Annotated in this window: 11 protein-coding genes; 3 read left to right on the top strand and 8 right to left on the bottom strand. The window is 53.8% G+C overall.

All coding sequences use genetic code 11. From position 1 onward, the window contains the following. Positions 1-83: 83 nt before the first annotated feature. The 4 genes from ACS0RQ_RS15670 to ACS0RQ_RS15655 form a co-directional block, all read right to left on the bottom strand. On the bottom strand, positions 84-1,769 hold the full coding sequence (locus ACS0RQ_RS15670) for an NAD-dependent malic enzyme (protein WP_169039503.1): 1,686 nt from the start codon (positions 1,767-1,769) through the stop codon (positions 84-86). 184 nt (positions 1,770-1,953) lie between these two features. Beyond that, positions 1,954-2,892: an AEC family transporter gene (locus ACS0RQ_RS15665; RefSeq protein WP_039079342.1), complete on the bottom strand. Its 939-nt coding sequence runs from the start codon at positions 2,890-2,892 to the stop codon at positions 1,954-1,956. Between the two features lie 215 nt (positions 2,893-3,107). Then, on the bottom strand, positions 3,108-4,757 hold the full coding sequence (fumA, locus tag ACS0RQ_RS15660) for a class I fumarate hydratase FumA (protein ID WP_271849442.1): 1,650 nt from the start codon (positions 4,755-4,757) through the stop codon (positions 3,108-3,110). Between the two features lie 90 nt (positions 4,758-4,847). Further along, positions 4,848-6,359 (bottom strand): anion permease, encoded by a 1,512-nt coding sequence (locus tag ACS0RQ_RS15655; protein WP_271849443.1) that lies wholly within the window; start codon positions 6,357-6,359, stop codon positions 4,848-4,850. Between the two features lie 636 nt (positions 6,360-6,995). On the opposite strand from ACS0RQ_RS15655, the gene ACS0RQ_RS15650 reads away from it, so the two are divergent. Then, positions 6,996-9,779 carry a flavocytochrome c gene (locus tag ACS0RQ_RS15650; protein ID WP_271849444.1) on the top strand — a complete coding sequence of 928 codons (2,784 nt, stop codon included), beginning with the start codon at positions 6,996-6,998 and terminating at the stop codon, positions 9,777-9,779. 44 nt (positions 9,780-9,823) lie between these two features. Further along, on the top strand, positions 9,824-10,792 hold the full coding sequence (locus ACS0RQ_RS15645) for an FAD:protein FMN transferase (RefSeq protein WP_271849445.1): 969 nt from the start codon (positions 9,824-9,826) through the stop codon (positions 10,790-10,792). On the opposite strand, the gene dcuR is transcribed toward ACS0RQ_RS15645, so the two are convergent. After that, complete coding sequence (gene dcuR / locus ACS0RQ_RS15640; protein ID WP_039079337.1) at positions 10,773-11,492, bottom strand: two-component system response regulator DcuR; 720 nt, start codon at positions 11,490-11,492, stop codon at positions 10,773-10,775. The two genes, ACS0RQ_RS15645 and dcuR, sit on opposite strands and share 20 nt — an antisense overlap. Beyond that, positions 11,489-13,066, bottom strand: coding sequence for a sensor histidine kinase (locus ACS0RQ_RS15635; protein ID WP_271849446.1), 1,578 nt, complete (start codon positions 13,064-13,066; stop codon positions 11,489-11,491). The genes dcuR and ACS0RQ_RS15635 overlap by 4 nt, the downstream gene beginning before the upstream one ends. A gap of 218 nt (positions 13,067-13,284) precedes the next feature. On the opposite strand from ACS0RQ_RS15635, the gene ACS0RQ_RS15630 reads away from it, so the two are divergent. After that, the gene (locus ACS0RQ_RS15630; RefSeq protein WP_271849546.1) at positions 13,285-14,157 is read left to right on the top strand and encodes an N-acetylmuramic acid 6-phosphate etherase; all 873 of its coding nucleotides are present in this window, start codon (positions 13,285-13,287) and stop codon (positions 14,155-14,157) included. A gap of 135 nt (positions 14,158-14,292) precedes the next feature. Here ACS0RQ_RS15630 and ACS0RQ_RS15625 read toward each other — a convergent pair whose 3' ends face one another. After that, positions 14,293-14,775, bottom strand: coding sequence for an RES family NAD+ phosphorylase (locus tag ACS0RQ_RS15625; protein ID WP_271849447.1), 483 nt, complete (start codon positions 14,773-14,775; stop codon positions 14,293-14,295). A 127-nt stretch (positions 14,776-14,902) separates the two neighbouring features. Next, positions 14,903-15,796: a LysR family transcriptional regulator gene (locus tag ACS0RQ_RS15620; protein ID WP_271849448.1), complete on the bottom strand. Its 894-nt coding sequence runs from the start codon at positions 15,794-15,796 to the stop codon at positions 14,903-14,905. Positions 15,797-15,943 lie beyond the last annotated feature (147 nt).

Raw genomic sequence — 15,943 nt, 5'->3', positions numbered from 1 at the left:
GTCAAAAATTATAAAACCCGCCATGTATACTCAAGGTCTACGGCCTGAAAGCAGGGGAGATCCTTTCCCCTGTCTGGTCGGGTTTAGAACGATGCGCGTTTATAGGGAGCGTATTGCGCTTCCCAGAAGGTTTTCTCAATTGCCGCATGCAGTTCGTCGTCGCTGGCCTGCGGGGCAACGCCATCCTGCTGAGCCGCACGTGCAGTGGCTAACGCAATGGCGCGCGAAATCTCACCAATATCTTCCACTGCCGGTAACAGACCGCCGCGCTCCAGGGTGGCCTGCGGTGAATGGGCGGCCAGCGCCTGGCTTGCGGCCATTAACATGTTTTCCGTTACCCGCTTTGCGTTACCGGCGAGGATCCCAAGCCCCAGCCCTGGGAAAATGTAGGCGTTGTTGCACTGGGCAATCTCGTAGACCGCGCCATCGTAATGCACCGGCGCAAACGGGCTGCCAGTGGCAATCAGCGCCGCGCCCTGGGTCCATTCAATCAGGTCACGCGGCTGCGCTTCCGCCCGGGAGGTCGGGTTGGAGAGCGGCATAATGATCGGGCGCGGACAGTGGCTGTACATCTCTTTGACGATCTCTTCGCTGAACAGGCCCGGCTGACCGGAAACACCGATCATGACCGTTGGGTGGGCGTTACGTACCACATCCAGCAGAGAGATATTGTTCTGCTCCACATCCCAGTGAGCGATAGCCTCGCGCGGGGTTACCAGTTTTTGTTGGAAATCGAGCAGATTCGGCATGTCGTCCGTTAGCAGACCAAAACGATCGACCATAAAGACACGGCCACGCGCCTGGGCTTCGCTTAAGCCTGTTGAGACCATATAAGCAATGATTTTTTCCGCAATGCCACAACCTGCGGAGCCACCGCCTAAAAAGACGATCCGTTGATCCTGCAAATTGACGCCTGCGGTACGCGAGGCGGCGATCAGGGTGCCCAGCGTAACGGCGGCGGTGCCCTGAATGTCATCATTGAAGCAGCACAGTTTATCCCGGTAGCGGTTGAGCAATTTCGTCGCGTTCTTCTGGGCGAAATCTTCGAACTGTAAAAGGACATCCGGCCAGCGGGCTTTGACCGCATCGATGAACATGTCCATAAATTCCATATACTGGTCATCGGTAATACGCGGGTGCCGCCAGCCCATATAGAGCGGGTCGTCCAGGCGTTGGGCATTGTTGGTGCCGACGTCAAGCATGATAGGCAGGGTAGTGGCCGGGTTGATGCCGCCGCAGGCGGTATAGAGGGAGAGTTTGCCAATGGGAATCCCCATTCCGCCCACGCCCTGGTCGCCGAGGCCCAGAATGCGCTCACCGTCTGTCACCACAATGACGCGGATATCGTTACGTGAAAATTGTTGCAGCATCTCATCAATCTGGTGGCGGTTCGGCCAGGAGATAAACAGGCCACGGGCCCGGCGATAGATATCGGAGAAATGCTCGCAGGCCTCGCCCACTGTCGGGGTATAAATGATCGGCAGCATTTCGCTTAAATGCGTGCGCACCAGGTTATAAAATAATGTCTCGTTGGTGTCCTGAATATTGCGCAAATAAACATGTTTTGAAATATCACGTTTGAAATCGCAAAACTGCGCCCATGCCCGGTCGGTCTGTTCTTTAATAGTTTCTACCGTGTCAGGGAGCAATCCATTTAAATTGAGTGCCTGGCGCTCTTCCTGGGTAAACGCCAGCCCTTTATTTAATAATGGGGTTTCCAGCAATACTGCGCCAGTATAGGGCGTGTACAGCATCTCTTTTTTTAACATGTTACGACTCCTGAATAAACACATACCTTGCCTGCAAAAACGGCAACGCATTGCCGCTATTAATGAGGTCGCCTGGTGTTGATGAAGTTACGCCATGCCATTCTAATCGCACATGGCGCTGACTTTGGGTTTGTTTAATTTATAAAAGCTTTAATTAGTTAAATAACATCTGTTGATACTTGATTTATGAAACCAAATATATCATGAACCCTTCGGTTATAACGCCCAGCGCCGTCCCTAATAATATGGACGATGACGCCGATTCGACATAAGTATCACTGCGCAGGGCAAACATCCCGGCGGCAATAGCCGAAGGGGTGGCACCAATAATCACGACTTGCTGCATCAGCGTATGATTCAGGCCGAACGCTAAGCCGGCAACGGCCATCATGATCGGCTGAATTAAATTTTTAATACCAATATTGGTACAGGTCTGAATGTTGAAAGAAGGGCGCTCGCCGTAAAACAGCAGACCGAGTGCGAAGAGCGATAAGCCACCGGCGATTTTGCCTACCATCTCAATCGGCGAGCTGAGCAGATGCGGCAACTTCACGCCCGCCAGGCTCAGCAGAATACCGGTTACCGGGATCCAGACGATAGGGTTACGCGCCGCTTTCCACAGATTTTGCAACACCATTTTCACCGGGTTCAGATCTTCGGTGTGGTTTTTATCGCCCATACGGATAAGGACAATGGTCAGCGGAATCATAAATACGCTGGTCACCACGTTGCCAATCAGCACACCTAAAAATCCTTCCGGGCCGATTAATACCGCCAGTACCGGCGCGCCAAAATAGGCCATATCCGGGAAAGCACAAACCAGTGATTGTATGGCACTGGTCTTAATATCGTGACGAAACACAAAACGGGATACAATCAGGGTAAATAAATAAGACCCCATCAAACCAATAACCAGTACTGCCATAAATGACAGATTCTGTATTTTCTCCGGGTCAGTATTTAATGCGCCAATAAAAAGATGAAAAGGCAGAGCGAAACGGATAACCACAGATGCCATGACATTGGCATCTTCACGTTTGGTATAGCCTAATTTACCGCTCAACCAACCTAATACCATGATGAAAACTAAAGGGAACAAAGATTGAAGTAAAATTGATTGCATAAATTATCCTGTGCCAATGTTTTATTATAAGGGTACTGACAGTGGATAATTTAGCGGTCTCTTCTGTAATAGTGAGTGACGGTAGTCACACTCACTCCGCTTTAAATAATTACAGAATGCTTACTTTAGTTTAATTAGTGAGGGGAGAGGGTGTGCTAATAATATTGCTTTTGCGGAAAATCGCAAGCCGGAAAATACCGGCCTGCGTAAGATAATTATTTCATTGCACAGTTAGCGCATTGTTTATTCTGGATCTGCTGGAAAAAGTCATTGCCTTTATCATCAACCAGAATGAAGGCCGGGAAGTCTTCTACCTCGATTTTCCAGATAGCTTCCATTCCGAGCTCCGGGTAGGCCATACACTCAAGACTTTTAATACTCTGCTGCGCCAGTACCGCCGCCGGGCCGCCAATGCTGCCGAGGTAAAAGCCGCCGTGTTTATGGCAGGCATCGGTCACCTGCTGGCTGCGGTTGCCTTTTGCCAGCATCACCATGCTTGCACCCTGCGCCTGCAACTGATCGACATAAGAGTCCATACGCCCGGCAGTGGTCGGGCCGAGGGAGCCGGAGGCATAGCCTTCCGGTGTTTTCGCCGGGCCTGCGTAATAAATCGGATGATCTTTCACATACTGCGGCAGTTCTTCGCCACGGTCGATGATCTCCTGCAATTTCGCATGGGCGATGTCGCGGGCGACGATGATCGTGCCGGAGAGGGACAGGCGGGTGGAGACCGGGTGCTGTGACAGTTGTTTAAGAATGTCAGCCATCGGTTGATTGAGGTCGACTTTTACCGCATCGCCTTCACCCGCTTCGCGCAGTGCCTGCGGAATGAATCTGCCCGGATTCGACTCCAGCTTTTCAATCCAGATACCGTCGCGGTTAATTTTGGCTTTGATATTGCGATCTGCAGAGCAGGAGACGCCCATGCCCACCGGGCAGGAGGCGCCGTGGCGCGGCAGGCGAATCACCCGGATATCATGAGCGAAGTATTTCCCGCCGAACTGCGCGCCGAGGCCAAGATTTTGCGCCTCGATCATCAATTCTGCTTCCAGTTGCGTATCGCGGAACGCCTGACCATGTTCATTGCCTTCGGTCGGCAGTTCGTCATAGTAATGGGTGGAGGCGAGTTTGACCGTTTTCAGGGTGGATTCCGCAGACGTTCCGCCAATCACGAAGGCGATATGGTACGGCGGACAGGCGGCAGTACCGAGAGTACGCATTTTTTCCACCAGGTATTTTTTCAGCTTCGCCGGGGTGATCAGCGCTTTGGTTTCCTGGTAAAGGTAGGTTTTGTTCGCCGAACCACCGCCTTTCGCCATACACAGGAACTTGTACTCGTCGCCATCGACGCTGTAGAGATCAATCTGTGCGGGCAGGTTGGTGCCAGTATTCACCTCTTTGTACATATCCAGCGCCGCATTTTGCGAGTAGCGCAGGTTATCTTCGGTGTAGGTGTTATAGACGCCGCGCGTTAGCGCTGCTTCATCACCACCGCCGGTCCACACGCGCTGGCCTTTTTTACCCATAATGATCGCCGTGCCGGTATCCTGGCAGGTCGGCAATACGCCTTTGGCGGCAATCTCAGAGTTACGCAGGAATTGCAGCGCCACGTACTTGTCGTTTTCGCTGGCATCCGGGTCGGTCAGAATAGTGGCTACCTGCTGCTGGTGCGCCTGACGCAGCATAAAGGCGGCGTCGTGGAAGGCCTGTTGTGCCAGCAGGGTGAGTGCCTGCGGCTCAACTTTCAGTATCTGCTGCCCCTCAAACTCGGCAACAGAAACATGCTCGCGGCTGAGGAGATAATATTCCGTATCGTCATGCGCCAGCGGGAAGGGATCCTGATAGTAAAACGGTTTCGTCGACATAGCTCTCTCGCTTTTTGTAAGGTTAGAGCCGCATACATCCATGCGGCAGCGACAAAAAAACGCCGCCGGAGCGTGTCCGGCGGCGAGGAATCAGAACATCATGGAAATCCACGGATAACCAATCAGCAGCAGGGCGGCCAGGAAGATGGCACCGAATATGGTCCCCAGACGCCAGTAGTCTTTGGTGGGCAGGTAGCCGCTACCGTAGTAAATCGGGCTCGGACCGGTACCGTAAGGGGTGATGATCCCCATCACGCCCAGCGAAGTAACCATCACCAGCACGAACACTTGCATGTTCATCCCCGGAATGGTTGACGCGATGGTCAACATGGCTGGCAGCAGGGCGGTGGTGTGCGCCGTGGTACTGGCGAACAGGTAATGCAGCAGATAAAACGCCAGCAGCAGAACAATGGTCGCCACACCCGGTGAGACATTGCCCATCAGCGAACCGCCTTCTTTACCCAGCCATGCGATAAACCCGGTGGAGGAGAGGCCATCTGCCAGCGCCACCAGAGTGGCAAACCAGACGAAGGTGTTCCATGCGGCTTTGTTGCTGGTGATGTCGTTCCACTCCAGCACGCCGGTCCATAACATCAGCACGATAATAAGCAGTGCGGCGAGGGCCGGTTCCAGCCAGTTGGCGGCAAAGATCCACATCCCCAACGCGGAGCAGACAAACACCAGCAGCAGGATTTCGTTGCGCGACAGTTTACCCAGTTTTTCCAGCTCACGACTGGCCCACAGCGGCACTTCATCGTTCACTTTTACTTCCGGTGGGTAGAACCAGTAGGCCAGCAGCGGCATGGTCAAAATCAGCAGAATACCCAGCGGCAGGAAGGCCAGGAACCAGGTCCCCCAGGAGATGTCGAGCCCGGTAATGCTTTTCACCAGTGCCAGTGAAAGCAGGTTTGGCGCCAGCGCGGACAGGAACATGGAGCTGGTAATACAGGCGGCGGTGATAGCCACCCACATCAGATAGGAGCCAATTTTACGTGCGCTCGGATCGTTGGGTTTTGAGCCGTACAGCGGCGGCAGGTTGGCGATAATCGGGAAGATGGTGCCGCCACTGCGCGCGGTGTTCGACGGTGTGAACGGTGCCAGCAACAGATCGGCGAAGGTAATGGCGTAGCCGAGAGTCAGGCTGCGACGGCCCAGATATTTCACCAGAATCAGCGCCAGGCGGCGGCCAAAGCGGGTCTTATCGTAACCGGCGGCAAACATAAAGGCGCCGAAGATAAGCCACACGGTGGAGTTACTGAAACCGCTGACCGCCCACTTAAAGGACTGTGCGGCGAGTTTGAATTTTGGATCCACCAGTTGTTCCGGGCTGAACAGCAGCCACTGGCTGCACAGCGCAATCACGACAACACCGGTCATACCGATAACCGCGCCCGGCAGGGGCTCAAAGATAAGCCCGACGATCACACCCACGAAGATGGCGAAATAGTGCCATGCGAACGGCGGCAGACCTTGCGGAACAGGTACGAACAGCAGGAGTACTGCGACAATAACCGGTAGCGCCAGCATCAATAGCTTGCTCTGGTTACCACTCTTTTTACTACTCACCTGTGACGGTGCTAAAGCGGATGATTTCTCGTTCATAATAGCGTTCTAAGGTTGATAAGGATTCAGTTTTCACGCCAGACAATCGGAATTTAATGACTTTAGTTACAAAACTTTTTTTACTTATTAAATTCAACTCTGGCACGTTAAATAAATGGGCATTCCGCGCAATAAGCTTTGCGAGGAATTAAAAATCGGGTCTTTTTCTATAATGCTGCTTTCGCTTTTTCGACAATTGATCGCGATCAAGAAAATTATCTAATGGTGTTATTGTATGCCGCCAATATAAAAAATAGCGGCGTTTTGTGGTTTTTGCTGAATCGATACACTTTTTGTCAAATCTTGTGGGTGTTAATTAAGATTTTTACCCGTCTAATGTTTGTAACATGTTGATTTAATTGTGTTTTATATGTTTAATTTCAGCCTGAAGTACTTACTTGTTAGTAACTTGTAAGTTATATTTGTTAGCGCAAATGTTAATTCTATTTTATTTAAATAATAACACCTTTGAGTTAGCGATGTTATTGAGTGTATTAAATGGTTTTTTAACTAAAGTAAGCAATTAAGAAACTAAGGAAATTATTATATTAAAGACATGTACTCGGCAAAAACGACAACGAAAATAATGTCCGATAAGAATTCTCAAATTTCACTTTTAAAGTTTGGAGTTTATTTATGAGCCATTACTCGCAAATTCTCACCCCCTTTACATTACCGAATGGTACCGAGCTAAAAAACCGTCTGCTGATGGCACCCATGACCACCTGCACAGGCTATTTTGACGGTACGGTCAGCAGCGAGCTTATCGAGTACTACCGTGAGCGTGCCGGGGCTATCGGGGCGGTGATTGTTGAATGCTGCTTTGTTGACAGCCTGGGCCTCGCATTCCCTGGCGCCATCGGGATTGATAACGATGCAAAAGTGGCGGGGCTGGCGAAAATTGCTGACGCCATTAAATCCAAAGGATCGAAAGCTATCCTGCAGATTTACCACGGCGGCCGTATGGTCGACCCGAAACTGATCGGTGGTCGCACACCGGTTGGCCCAAGCGCGCTGGCGGCACCGCGTGACGGCGCGGCTACCCCAGTCGCCCTGACGACTCAGGAAGTGGAAGAGATGGTCGCGAAGTTCGGTGACGCCGTACGCCGCGCCATTCTCGCGGGTTTTGATGGCGTCGAGTTACACGGCGCGAACACCTATCTCATTCAGCAGTTCTATTCGCCAAACTCCAACCAGCGTGATGACGAGTGGGGCGGTAGCCGCGACAACCGCGCGAAATTCCCGCTGGCGGTGCTGGAGATCACTCACAAAATGGTCCGCCAGTATGCGGATGACGCCTTTATCATCGGCTACCGCTTCTCGCCGGAAGAGATGGAAGTGCCAGGGATCCGCTTCGATGATACCATGTATCTGCTGGAAAAACTGGCCGCGCGTGGCCTGGATTATCTGCACTTCTCCGTTGGCGCAACGCTGCGTCCTTCCATTGTTGAGACCACCGATCCCACACCGCTGATTGAAAAATATGTCGCCCTGCGTTCCGAAACCCTGGCCCAGGTGCCGGTGATGGGAGTGGGCGGCGTGGTGAACGCGGCTGACGCACAGGACGCGGTTGACCACGGCTATGACCTGATTGCCGTGGGGCGCGCCTGCATTGCTTATCCGGACTGGACGGATCGCATCATGCGGGGTGAAACGCTGGAGCTGTTCATCGACAGCACCCAGCGCGAAGCGTTGACCATCCCGGAACCGCTGTGGCGCTTTTCGCTGGTGGAGGCGATGATCCGCGACATGAGCATGGCGGACAAAAAATTCAAACCGGGCGTGTACACCGAAACCGTACAGGATGATACCCGCGAGCTGGTGCTCAATATCAGCCTTGAAACCGACCGTATCGCGGATATCGAACTGCTGTCAGGTACGGGCGATGATGTGGATTTTGTCACCAGTTTTGATGAGATTCGTTCACGCATTCTGACCGCCAACAGCCCGCATGTGGATGCGATTTCCGGGGCAACCAGCCAGAGCGAATCGGTGAAAAAAGCCGTCTCCAAAGCGATGGTGAAATCGGGTAAAGCGCTGGCGCAGGAAGAGGGGGCGGACGACATCACGCCGAAAAATTATGATGTGGTGGTGGTCGGCAGCGGCGGTGCCGGACTGGCGGCTGCGATCCAGGCGCATGACGAAGGCGCACGCGTGCTGATTGTTGAGAAAATGCCAACCTTTGGCGGTAACACCATTAAAGCCTCTGCCGGGATGAATGCCGCAGAAACCCGCTTCCAGCGTGTGAAAGGCATTCAGGACAGCAAAGAGCTTTTCTATCAGGAGACGCTGAAAGGCGGCCAAAACCGCAACAACCCTGAGCTGCTGCGTTGCTTCGTGGAACACGCGCCGCAGGCCATCGAGTGGCTGGCGAATCGCGGCATTATGCTTAACGACATCACCACCACTGGCGGCATGAGTATTGACCGCACCCACCGTCCGAAAGACGGTTCAGCGGTCGGCGGTTATCTGATCAGCGGTCTGGTTCGTAATGTGACGAAGCGCGGTATCGACGTGATGCTCGACACCTCGGTTGAAGAGATCCTCTGCGAGCAGGGTAAAGTGAGTGCTGTACGTCTGATCAATGACGAAAACGAAACCCTGACCATCGCGGTGAAGAGTGTGATTGTCGCCACTGGCGGCTTTAGCGCCAATAGCGAGATGGTCGTGAAATATCGCCCGGATCTTGACGGTTTTGTCACCACCAACCACAAAGGGGCAACCGGTGCCGGTATTGCACTGCTTGAACATATCGGTGCAGGCACGGTGGACATGGGTGAAATTCAGATCCACCCGACGGTGGAACAGAACACCTCGTACCTGATTTCCGAATCGATTCGCGGCGGCGGGGCGATCCTCGTTAACCAGCAGGGCAACCGCTTCTTTAATGAAATGGAAACCCGTGACAGAGTCTCCGCGCAGATCATCGCCTTGCCGGAACATTACGCTTACATCGTGTTTGATGAACACGTACGGGCGAAAAACAAAGCGGCAGATGAGTATATCGCCCGCGGCTTTGTCACCAGCGCCAGCTCACCGCGTCAGTTAGCGGAGAAACTGGGGATGGATTATCATGCTTTCCTGGCAACGCTGGAGCGCTACAACGGCTTTGTTGAACAGCAACACGACAGCGATTTTGGTCGTAGCACCGCACTGCGTAACCCGATTAATGAAGGGCCGTTCCACGCGATCCGCATTGCGCCGGGGGTTCACCATACGATGGGCGGTGTAACCATTAATACTGAGACAGCGGTGCTGAATAAAGCGCAGCAGGTCATTCCGGGGGCGTTCGCCGCAGGCGAAGTGGCCGGAGGGATCCACGGTAGCAACCGCATCGGCGGTAATGCGGTGGCTGACATCATTATTTTTGGTTCACTGGCCGGGCACCATGCGGCAAACTGGGCGAAAGCGCAGGCCTGATGATAAGCCCCGGCAGAGACCGGGGCATTTTTTTAGGAGTGAATATGGAACAGCAAGAAGGTGTCTGGTCATACTCCGCCGTCCTGATGGGATCGCCGATCCTGCTCAAACTGTTCAGCCACAACCCCTCGCTTGCCGCCGACACCTTTCGCCTGATCAAACGCTATGAAGATCTGTTTACGGTCAACCGCACGCCTTCGCAGGTGATGGATATCAATCTGGCCGCCGGGCAGCATCCGGTGGCGGTTAGCCGTCCGGTCTTTGCATTAATTGCCTGCGCGAAGGCGGCAAGCCTGGTCAAGGGCGGCTGCTTTAATCTGGCGATTGGCCCGCTGGTCAAGCGCTGGCGGATTGGTTTTCGCCACGACAACGCCGTACCGCCCGCTGAGGAACTGGCTGCATTGCTGGCGCTGACCGACCCACAAAATGTGTTGCTGGACGAGGCTGCAGGCACGGTTTATCTCGTGCGTCCGGGGATGGAGATCGATCTGGGGGCGATTGCCAAGGGCTATATTGCTGACCGGGTACGCGATTTCCTGCGTCGCGAAGGGGTCACGCAGGCGTTGATTAATCTTGGCGGGAATGTGCATACGCTCGGCGCACCGCAGGGCGGGTGGGGCATCGGACTGAAAAAGCCGTTTTCGACGGCGGATGCGTTGGTGGGGGTTATCGATGTGCAAGATAAATCAGTGGTCACGTCGGGAACCTACGAGCGCTACTTTGAGGTAGACGGCAAACGTTATCATCACATCCTTAACCCGGCGACGGGATACCCGCTCGACAACGAACTTGACAGTGTGACGGTGATTTCAACCGACTCTCTCGATGGCGATATCTGGACCACGCTGCTCTATGGGATGGGGGTGGAACAAGGATGCCAGGCGCTGCGCAACAAGCCGGAGATCGAGGCAATCTTTGTCACAAAAGACCGGCGGGTGGTGGCCTCATCCACGCGTAATGTCCGTTTTACGCTAATGGATGATAGCTACACCTTTACTGACAGTACTGCTTAAGCAATCCGTACTGCTCTTCCAGCAGGCGATAACGATAGACCGGGCGACCCGTCACCCCATAGTGGATGGTGGTAAATAAAATGCCGATCTGCGCGAGCCACATCAAATACTTACGGCAGGAGACGCGGGAAATATTGACCGCGCTCGCCAGCTCATCGGTCGAAAACTCGATATCCGGGTGCGCATCAATCCACTGACAAATGGTCCGCAGCGTCTGCGGAGTAAGCCCTTTTGGTAAGCGTCGGGTATCGGCAACCTCCTGCGGCCCGCCGTGGAGCAGCCTGTCCACATCCGCCTGTTCGTAATACTGCTGCGCGCTCATCAGTTTCTTCTTTTCCTGCCAGTGGGTCAGGGCTTCTTCAAAACGCGGAAACTGGAACGGTTTGATTAAATAATCCACCACGCCGTAGTGCATCGATGTCTGAATGGTCGCGGCATCGGAGGCGGAGGAGATCATGATGACGTCGATTTTCCGTCCGCTGGCGCGAATGATCGGGAGCAGTGACAGACCATTATCCTGCTGCATATAGACATCAAGCAGGATCAAATCGATATCCAGCGCCGGGTCGTTAATCATATTTTCGGCCTGACGCAGGGTGGAGGCGACACCGCAGCAGGTAAAGCCAGATAGCCGCGTGGTATAGACGCGGTTCAGCTCCGCCACCATGGCGTCGTCATCGACAATTAATACATTAATCACACGCTCTTCCTCTCACTGTCCCAGGGGAGTTGTACAAAAAATTGAGTAAATACGCCAGGTTCCGACTCCACCGTAATGCTGCCACCGAGATTTTCGCACTGCTGGCGCGCGAGGAACAGCCCGACGCCCCGGTTTTCGCCTTTGGTTGAGTAACCTTTATGGAAAATAGCATCGATATGTTCCGGGGAGATACCGGGGCCATCGTCGCTGACCTCGGCGCTTAACCAGCCGTTTTGATAGTGCAGCAACAGGCCAATTTCGCCATCGGATTGATCGGTCATGGCGTCGAGGGCGTTTTCAATAAGATTACCCAGAATGGTTACCAGCGCCGTCACCTGTTGCTGGTTGGGGTTATCCGGCACCAGGGATTCATTCGCCAGGGTCAGGATAACCCCGGCCTCTCTGGCACGATTGATTTTACCCAGCAGAAAACCTGCTACGACGGGCGTCTGTATCTGATGTTGCAGGGTGCCGATGTCGTTCTGATAACCTTCTGCCGTCTGTAACACATACTCTTCGAGCGTGTCATAACGCTTCATGTTGAGCAGGCCGAGGATCACGTGCAGCTTGTTCATAAACTCATGGGAGTGGGCGCGGAGAGCATCCACATAATTGACCATCCCGTCGAGACGTTGCAGTAGCTGACTGATTTCGGTTTTATCCCTGAAGGTGCTGACCGCGCCAATAACCCCGTCCTGGCCGCGCACGGGCACACTGTTGCACAGCAGCAAATGCCCGTTGCAGCCGATCTCCTGATCGGACAGCGGCTGTCCGCTTTGCAACACGGTTTGCAGGTCGGCAAACAGCGGCGTGTGGCGAATATCGCGGGTGCCGTGGTTATTGGTGCTGAGCAACATCTGGCGCGCGGCCTGGTTGGCCAGGGTGATATTGCCCTCGCGATCAACGGCAATAACCCCCTCTTTGAGCGATTGCAGCATGGCCTGGCGCTGCTCAAAAAGGGTCGAGATTTCGTAAGGTTCCAGGCCAAAAAGAATACGCTTGAGCACCCGGACCAGCGCCCAGATACCAAGCGAGCCGACCATGGCGCTAAAGAGCATGGTGAGCAGCAATCCCCAGCGGCTGTGACTTATCTGTTTATCCACTTTACTGAGCGAGATACCGATGGCGACCACGCCGATTTGCTGGTGTCGGGCATCAAATACCGGTGTAAAAACGCGCAGCGCCTCGGCGAGGACGCCGTGGTTGACCGAGACATTCTCCCGGCCATGCAGGGCGGGGATCAGATCATCACCAATAAAGTGTTTGCCAACTTCACTGGCCTCGCGATGTGATAAACGGATGCCGTCCATATCGGTCACGACGACAAACAGCAGATCGTTTCTGCGTTGTACCGCCTGGGCAAGGTCCTGCACCGTTTGGCTCCCTACAGGCATCGAGAGCGCGCGTTTGATCTCCGGTTCATCGGCAAGGGTGCGTGCAACGGCCATTGCAGTGTCCTTCACCCCTTCCCGGGTGACATTGGAGATCTGGACAAAATAGAGCGCATAAACCACCAGTAACACCGAGCCAATAACGCTGCACAGCATCAGCGTAACCAGGGTACTGAGTTTCATGGTGCGTTTGCGCGAAGCAGGATGTGGATGCCTTCCGTTCACTGCGGCCTCAAAATCATTCACAGAAAGAGGGTAATTATCGCCGAAGGGGAGCATATCTCAAAGCGGCTAACGGCTTGTCACCTTTGAATTTATCCCCTCAGTTACGTGACACGTCTCGCAAGGCAATTATATGAATCGCTTTATAGTAGGGCAGGATAAATAAAAAGGAGGTAATGATGAGCACTTTGTTAACGGTAGCGGCGAAAGCGCGACGTAATGACCGGACAACGGAGATAGACAGACTCTCAACAGACGATGTCCTGCAACTCATTCATCAGGAAGATGTCGCTGCTCACGACGCGGTGGCGCACTGTTTGCCTGATGTAGCGAGAGTGGTTGAGCATGCCGTGGCGGCACTCAGTCGCGGCGGGCGAGTCGTGATTATCGGGGCCGGCGCCTCTGGCGAACTGGCGCAGCAGGCGATTAATGATTTTGCCCCGGACAGCCAGACACAGGTGCGTTGCATTGCGGTTAATGACACGCATGCCGACGACTACGACGGCGGGATTGGTGCCCTACAGGCGATAAATTTTAACCACAATGATGTGCTGTTGGCGCTCACGCTAAGCGGTAAAACGCCGTGGGTGTGGGGCGCGCTGCGCCAGGCCAACGAGACCGGCGCAATGGTGGCGGTACTTACTTCCGATCAACATAGCGAAGCCGCAAGCCTGGGGGATGTCGTGATTGCGCCGCCAACGGGCGCGGAAGTGGTTGCGGGTTACGGGAATCCCAAAGCACGGCGCGCGCAGCAAACTATTCTGACCATGTTAACGACCACGCTTGCCATCCGCAGCGGCCGGGTATACAGCAACCTGCGGGTGGATATTCCGGCGACGGAAAATAAATGGCAGGAGCGCCAGATAGCGATCGTGATGGCGGCCAGTGATTGTTCACGTAAAGAGGCAAAAGCGGCGCTGGCAAGCTGCAATCAGCAGTGCAAAACCGCCATTCTGATGCTGCTCAGCGGCATGGACGCGTGGGATGCGAGCGAAGCACTACAGCGCAATAACGGCCATCTGCGCCTGGCGCTGAAAGAGAAGAGAGCGTGAGTGTTCAGGCCACTCAGCGCAGGTCATGTAGCCTGCGTTGTGGAGTAAAACCGTGAAAAGATGAGGAGCGTGGGTAAATCCACGCGCCTCAGAAGCACAAGACCGTGCGATCAAGAAACGGCTGCACGCTTCAATTCATTCAAGAAGAGCCACCCGCGAATGCGTGTCATGATTCCAGCTAAAAAGCACCAGATGCCAGAGCCCCGGTGCTTTTCGGGAAGGGTCAATTAACCCCTTTATCCCAAGCGACGTCAGACGGTTACGCACATTCCACGACCGGGGAACACCACCTTCACACACGATTTCCTGCCAGGGCGCAATGGCATCATTCAGGTCAATACCTGCGGCGCACAGCGCCTCAGCATTTCTGAGATCAATAATTTTATCGCTGGTAACACTAACCCTGACGATTTCAAGGTTGTGACTTCTGTTACTGCTGTGCGACTGCATGGCCGCTTCTACCCCTTCTGGCGAGGAACTGAGGTACAGCGTGGGTTGATGGCTGTCTGAATACCTGCCCGGCGCTCTGGAACCCGATAACGCAAAATGCCGATATGCGGGATCAATGGCCCGGTAAAAAACCCCGTCGATAGCCGTTAAATAATTTGTCAGATCCATACGTTCTCTCACTTCGCTTCTGAGGAAAGCTCCTTCTGTGGGGCCCGTCACACTTCTGGTTTGCCTGCCAGCGCTGGGTATGCCTGTAAAGCACAAAAAACGGCAACGGTCGGTAAGTGCGAAATATTTATGGCATCGCCAGATGAGCTTTATGTGCATCAAATAATGCAATTAAGTGGTCGGCAACGACTCTGACCCGTCGTGACCCGGCTAAGTCTGAATGCATCACCAGCCATAACGGCTGATCCACACCAGGATCGGGATTAACGCAGTGCAGACCGTTTTTCCTTGCCATAAAGTGCGGCAAAACGCCTAAACCGAGACCCGCTAAAACGGCGGAAACCTGTGCCGCGAGCGTGTTTGCCTCCAGCCTGCATGGCCTGCCACGAAGCATTCGCGTTATCCAGCGCGCCGCAGGCAGGTGTTGGTGTGATTCCGGCCAGCCTATATAGTGCGCATTTTGTAACGAGACTCCCGCGGGCCCGCCAGACACTTTTTTTAGATATGCCTCAGCACCGTATACGCCAAATCCCACCGTTCCCAGACGTTTTAGCGTCAGATTTCCGCTGTCTGGCTTGACCATACGTATCGCTAAATCGGCATCTCTGCGATGCAGATTAACTGACTGCACGCCGCTGAGCACTTCCACCCGCAGTTCAGGATAGTTGTTCATCAGCCCTTCCAGCGAGGGCAGGATGAAATGCGTAGCCAGGTTGTCCGATGTTGCCAGCCGGACAAGCCCTGCGACATTACCCTGTAGTTTAGCTTTCTCACCAAAAGCGAGCCCCGCGTATTCCAGCGCTTCCGCCTGTTCCAGTAGCGCTTCACCATCATCCGTTAACCGGTATCCGCTCTGATGCCGGCTGAAAAGCGGCACGGACAGCGACTGCTCAAGCCTGTCCAGCCTTCTTGAAATCGTAGCGATGCCCATTTCCATTGCTTCTGCTGCGCCGCTCAACGTCCCCGCGCGGGCGATGGCCAGAAAAATCCGCGTATCGTCCCAGTTAAAATTGGCACTCATAGTTTTTCCGTTTATGGAAAACGGCTCTCCATTTTCAGGTCTGTTTTATCGATTTTAACAAGTTAATACTGTCGTTCCCATAAGGAGATAAACATGAAAAAACCAATATTAATACTATCGCTCAACCTGGCTGCCATCCCCATTGCC

The sequence above is a fragment of the Phytobacter diazotrophicus genome (assembly GCF_052061655.1).
In the GTDB taxonomy this organism is placed as follows: Bacteria; Pseudomonadota; Gammaproteobacteria; order Enterobacterales; family Enterobacteriaceae; genus Phytobacter; species Phytobacter diazotrophicus.
This window is presented reverse-complemented; position numbering and strand designations above follow the sequence as displayed.

Bases quoted from the DNA above. Each gene is read 5' to 3' on its own strand.
- ACS0RQ_RS15630 (WP_271849546.1), top strand. From the start codon at position 13,285: ATGAGCACTTTGTTAACGGTAGCGGCGAAAGCGCGACGTAATGACCGG.
- ACS0RQ_RS15625 (WP_271849447.1), bottom strand. From the start codon at position 14,775: ATGGATCTGACAAATTATTTAACGGCTATCGACGGGGTTTTTTACCGG.
- ACS0RQ_RS15620 (WP_271849448.1), bottom strand. From the start codon at position 15,796: ATGAGTGCCAATTTTAACTGGGACGATACGCGGATTTTTCTGGCCATC.
- ACS0RQ_RS15635 (WP_271849446.1), bottom strand. From the start codon at position 13,066: ATGAAACTCAGTACCCTGGTTACGCTGATGCTGTGCAGCGTTATTGGC.
- ACS0RQ_RS15655 (WP_271849443.1), bottom strand. From the start codon at position 6,359: ATGAACGAGAAATCATCCGCTTTAGCACCGTCACAGGTGAGTAGTAAA.
- ACS0RQ_RS15650 (WP_271849444.1), top strand. From the start codon at position 6,996: ATGAGCCATTACTCGCAAATTCTCACCCCCTTTACATTACCGAATGGT.
- ACS0RQ_RS15645 (WP_271849445.1), top strand. From the start codon at position 9,824: ATGGAACAGCAAGAAGGTGTCTGGTCATACTCCGCCGTCCTGATGGGA.
- fumA (WP_271849442.1), bottom strand. From the start codon at position 4,757: ATGTCGACGAAACCGTTTTACTATCAGGATCCCTTCCCGCTGGCGCAT.
- ACS0RQ_RS15670 (WP_169039503.1), bottom strand. From the start codon at position 1,769: ATGTTAAAAAAAGAGATGCTGTACACGCCCTATACTGGCGCAGTATTG.
- ACS0RQ_RS15665 (WP_039079342.1), bottom strand. From the start codon at position 2,892: ATGCAATCAATTTTACTTCAATCTTTGTTCCCTTTAGTTTTCATCATG.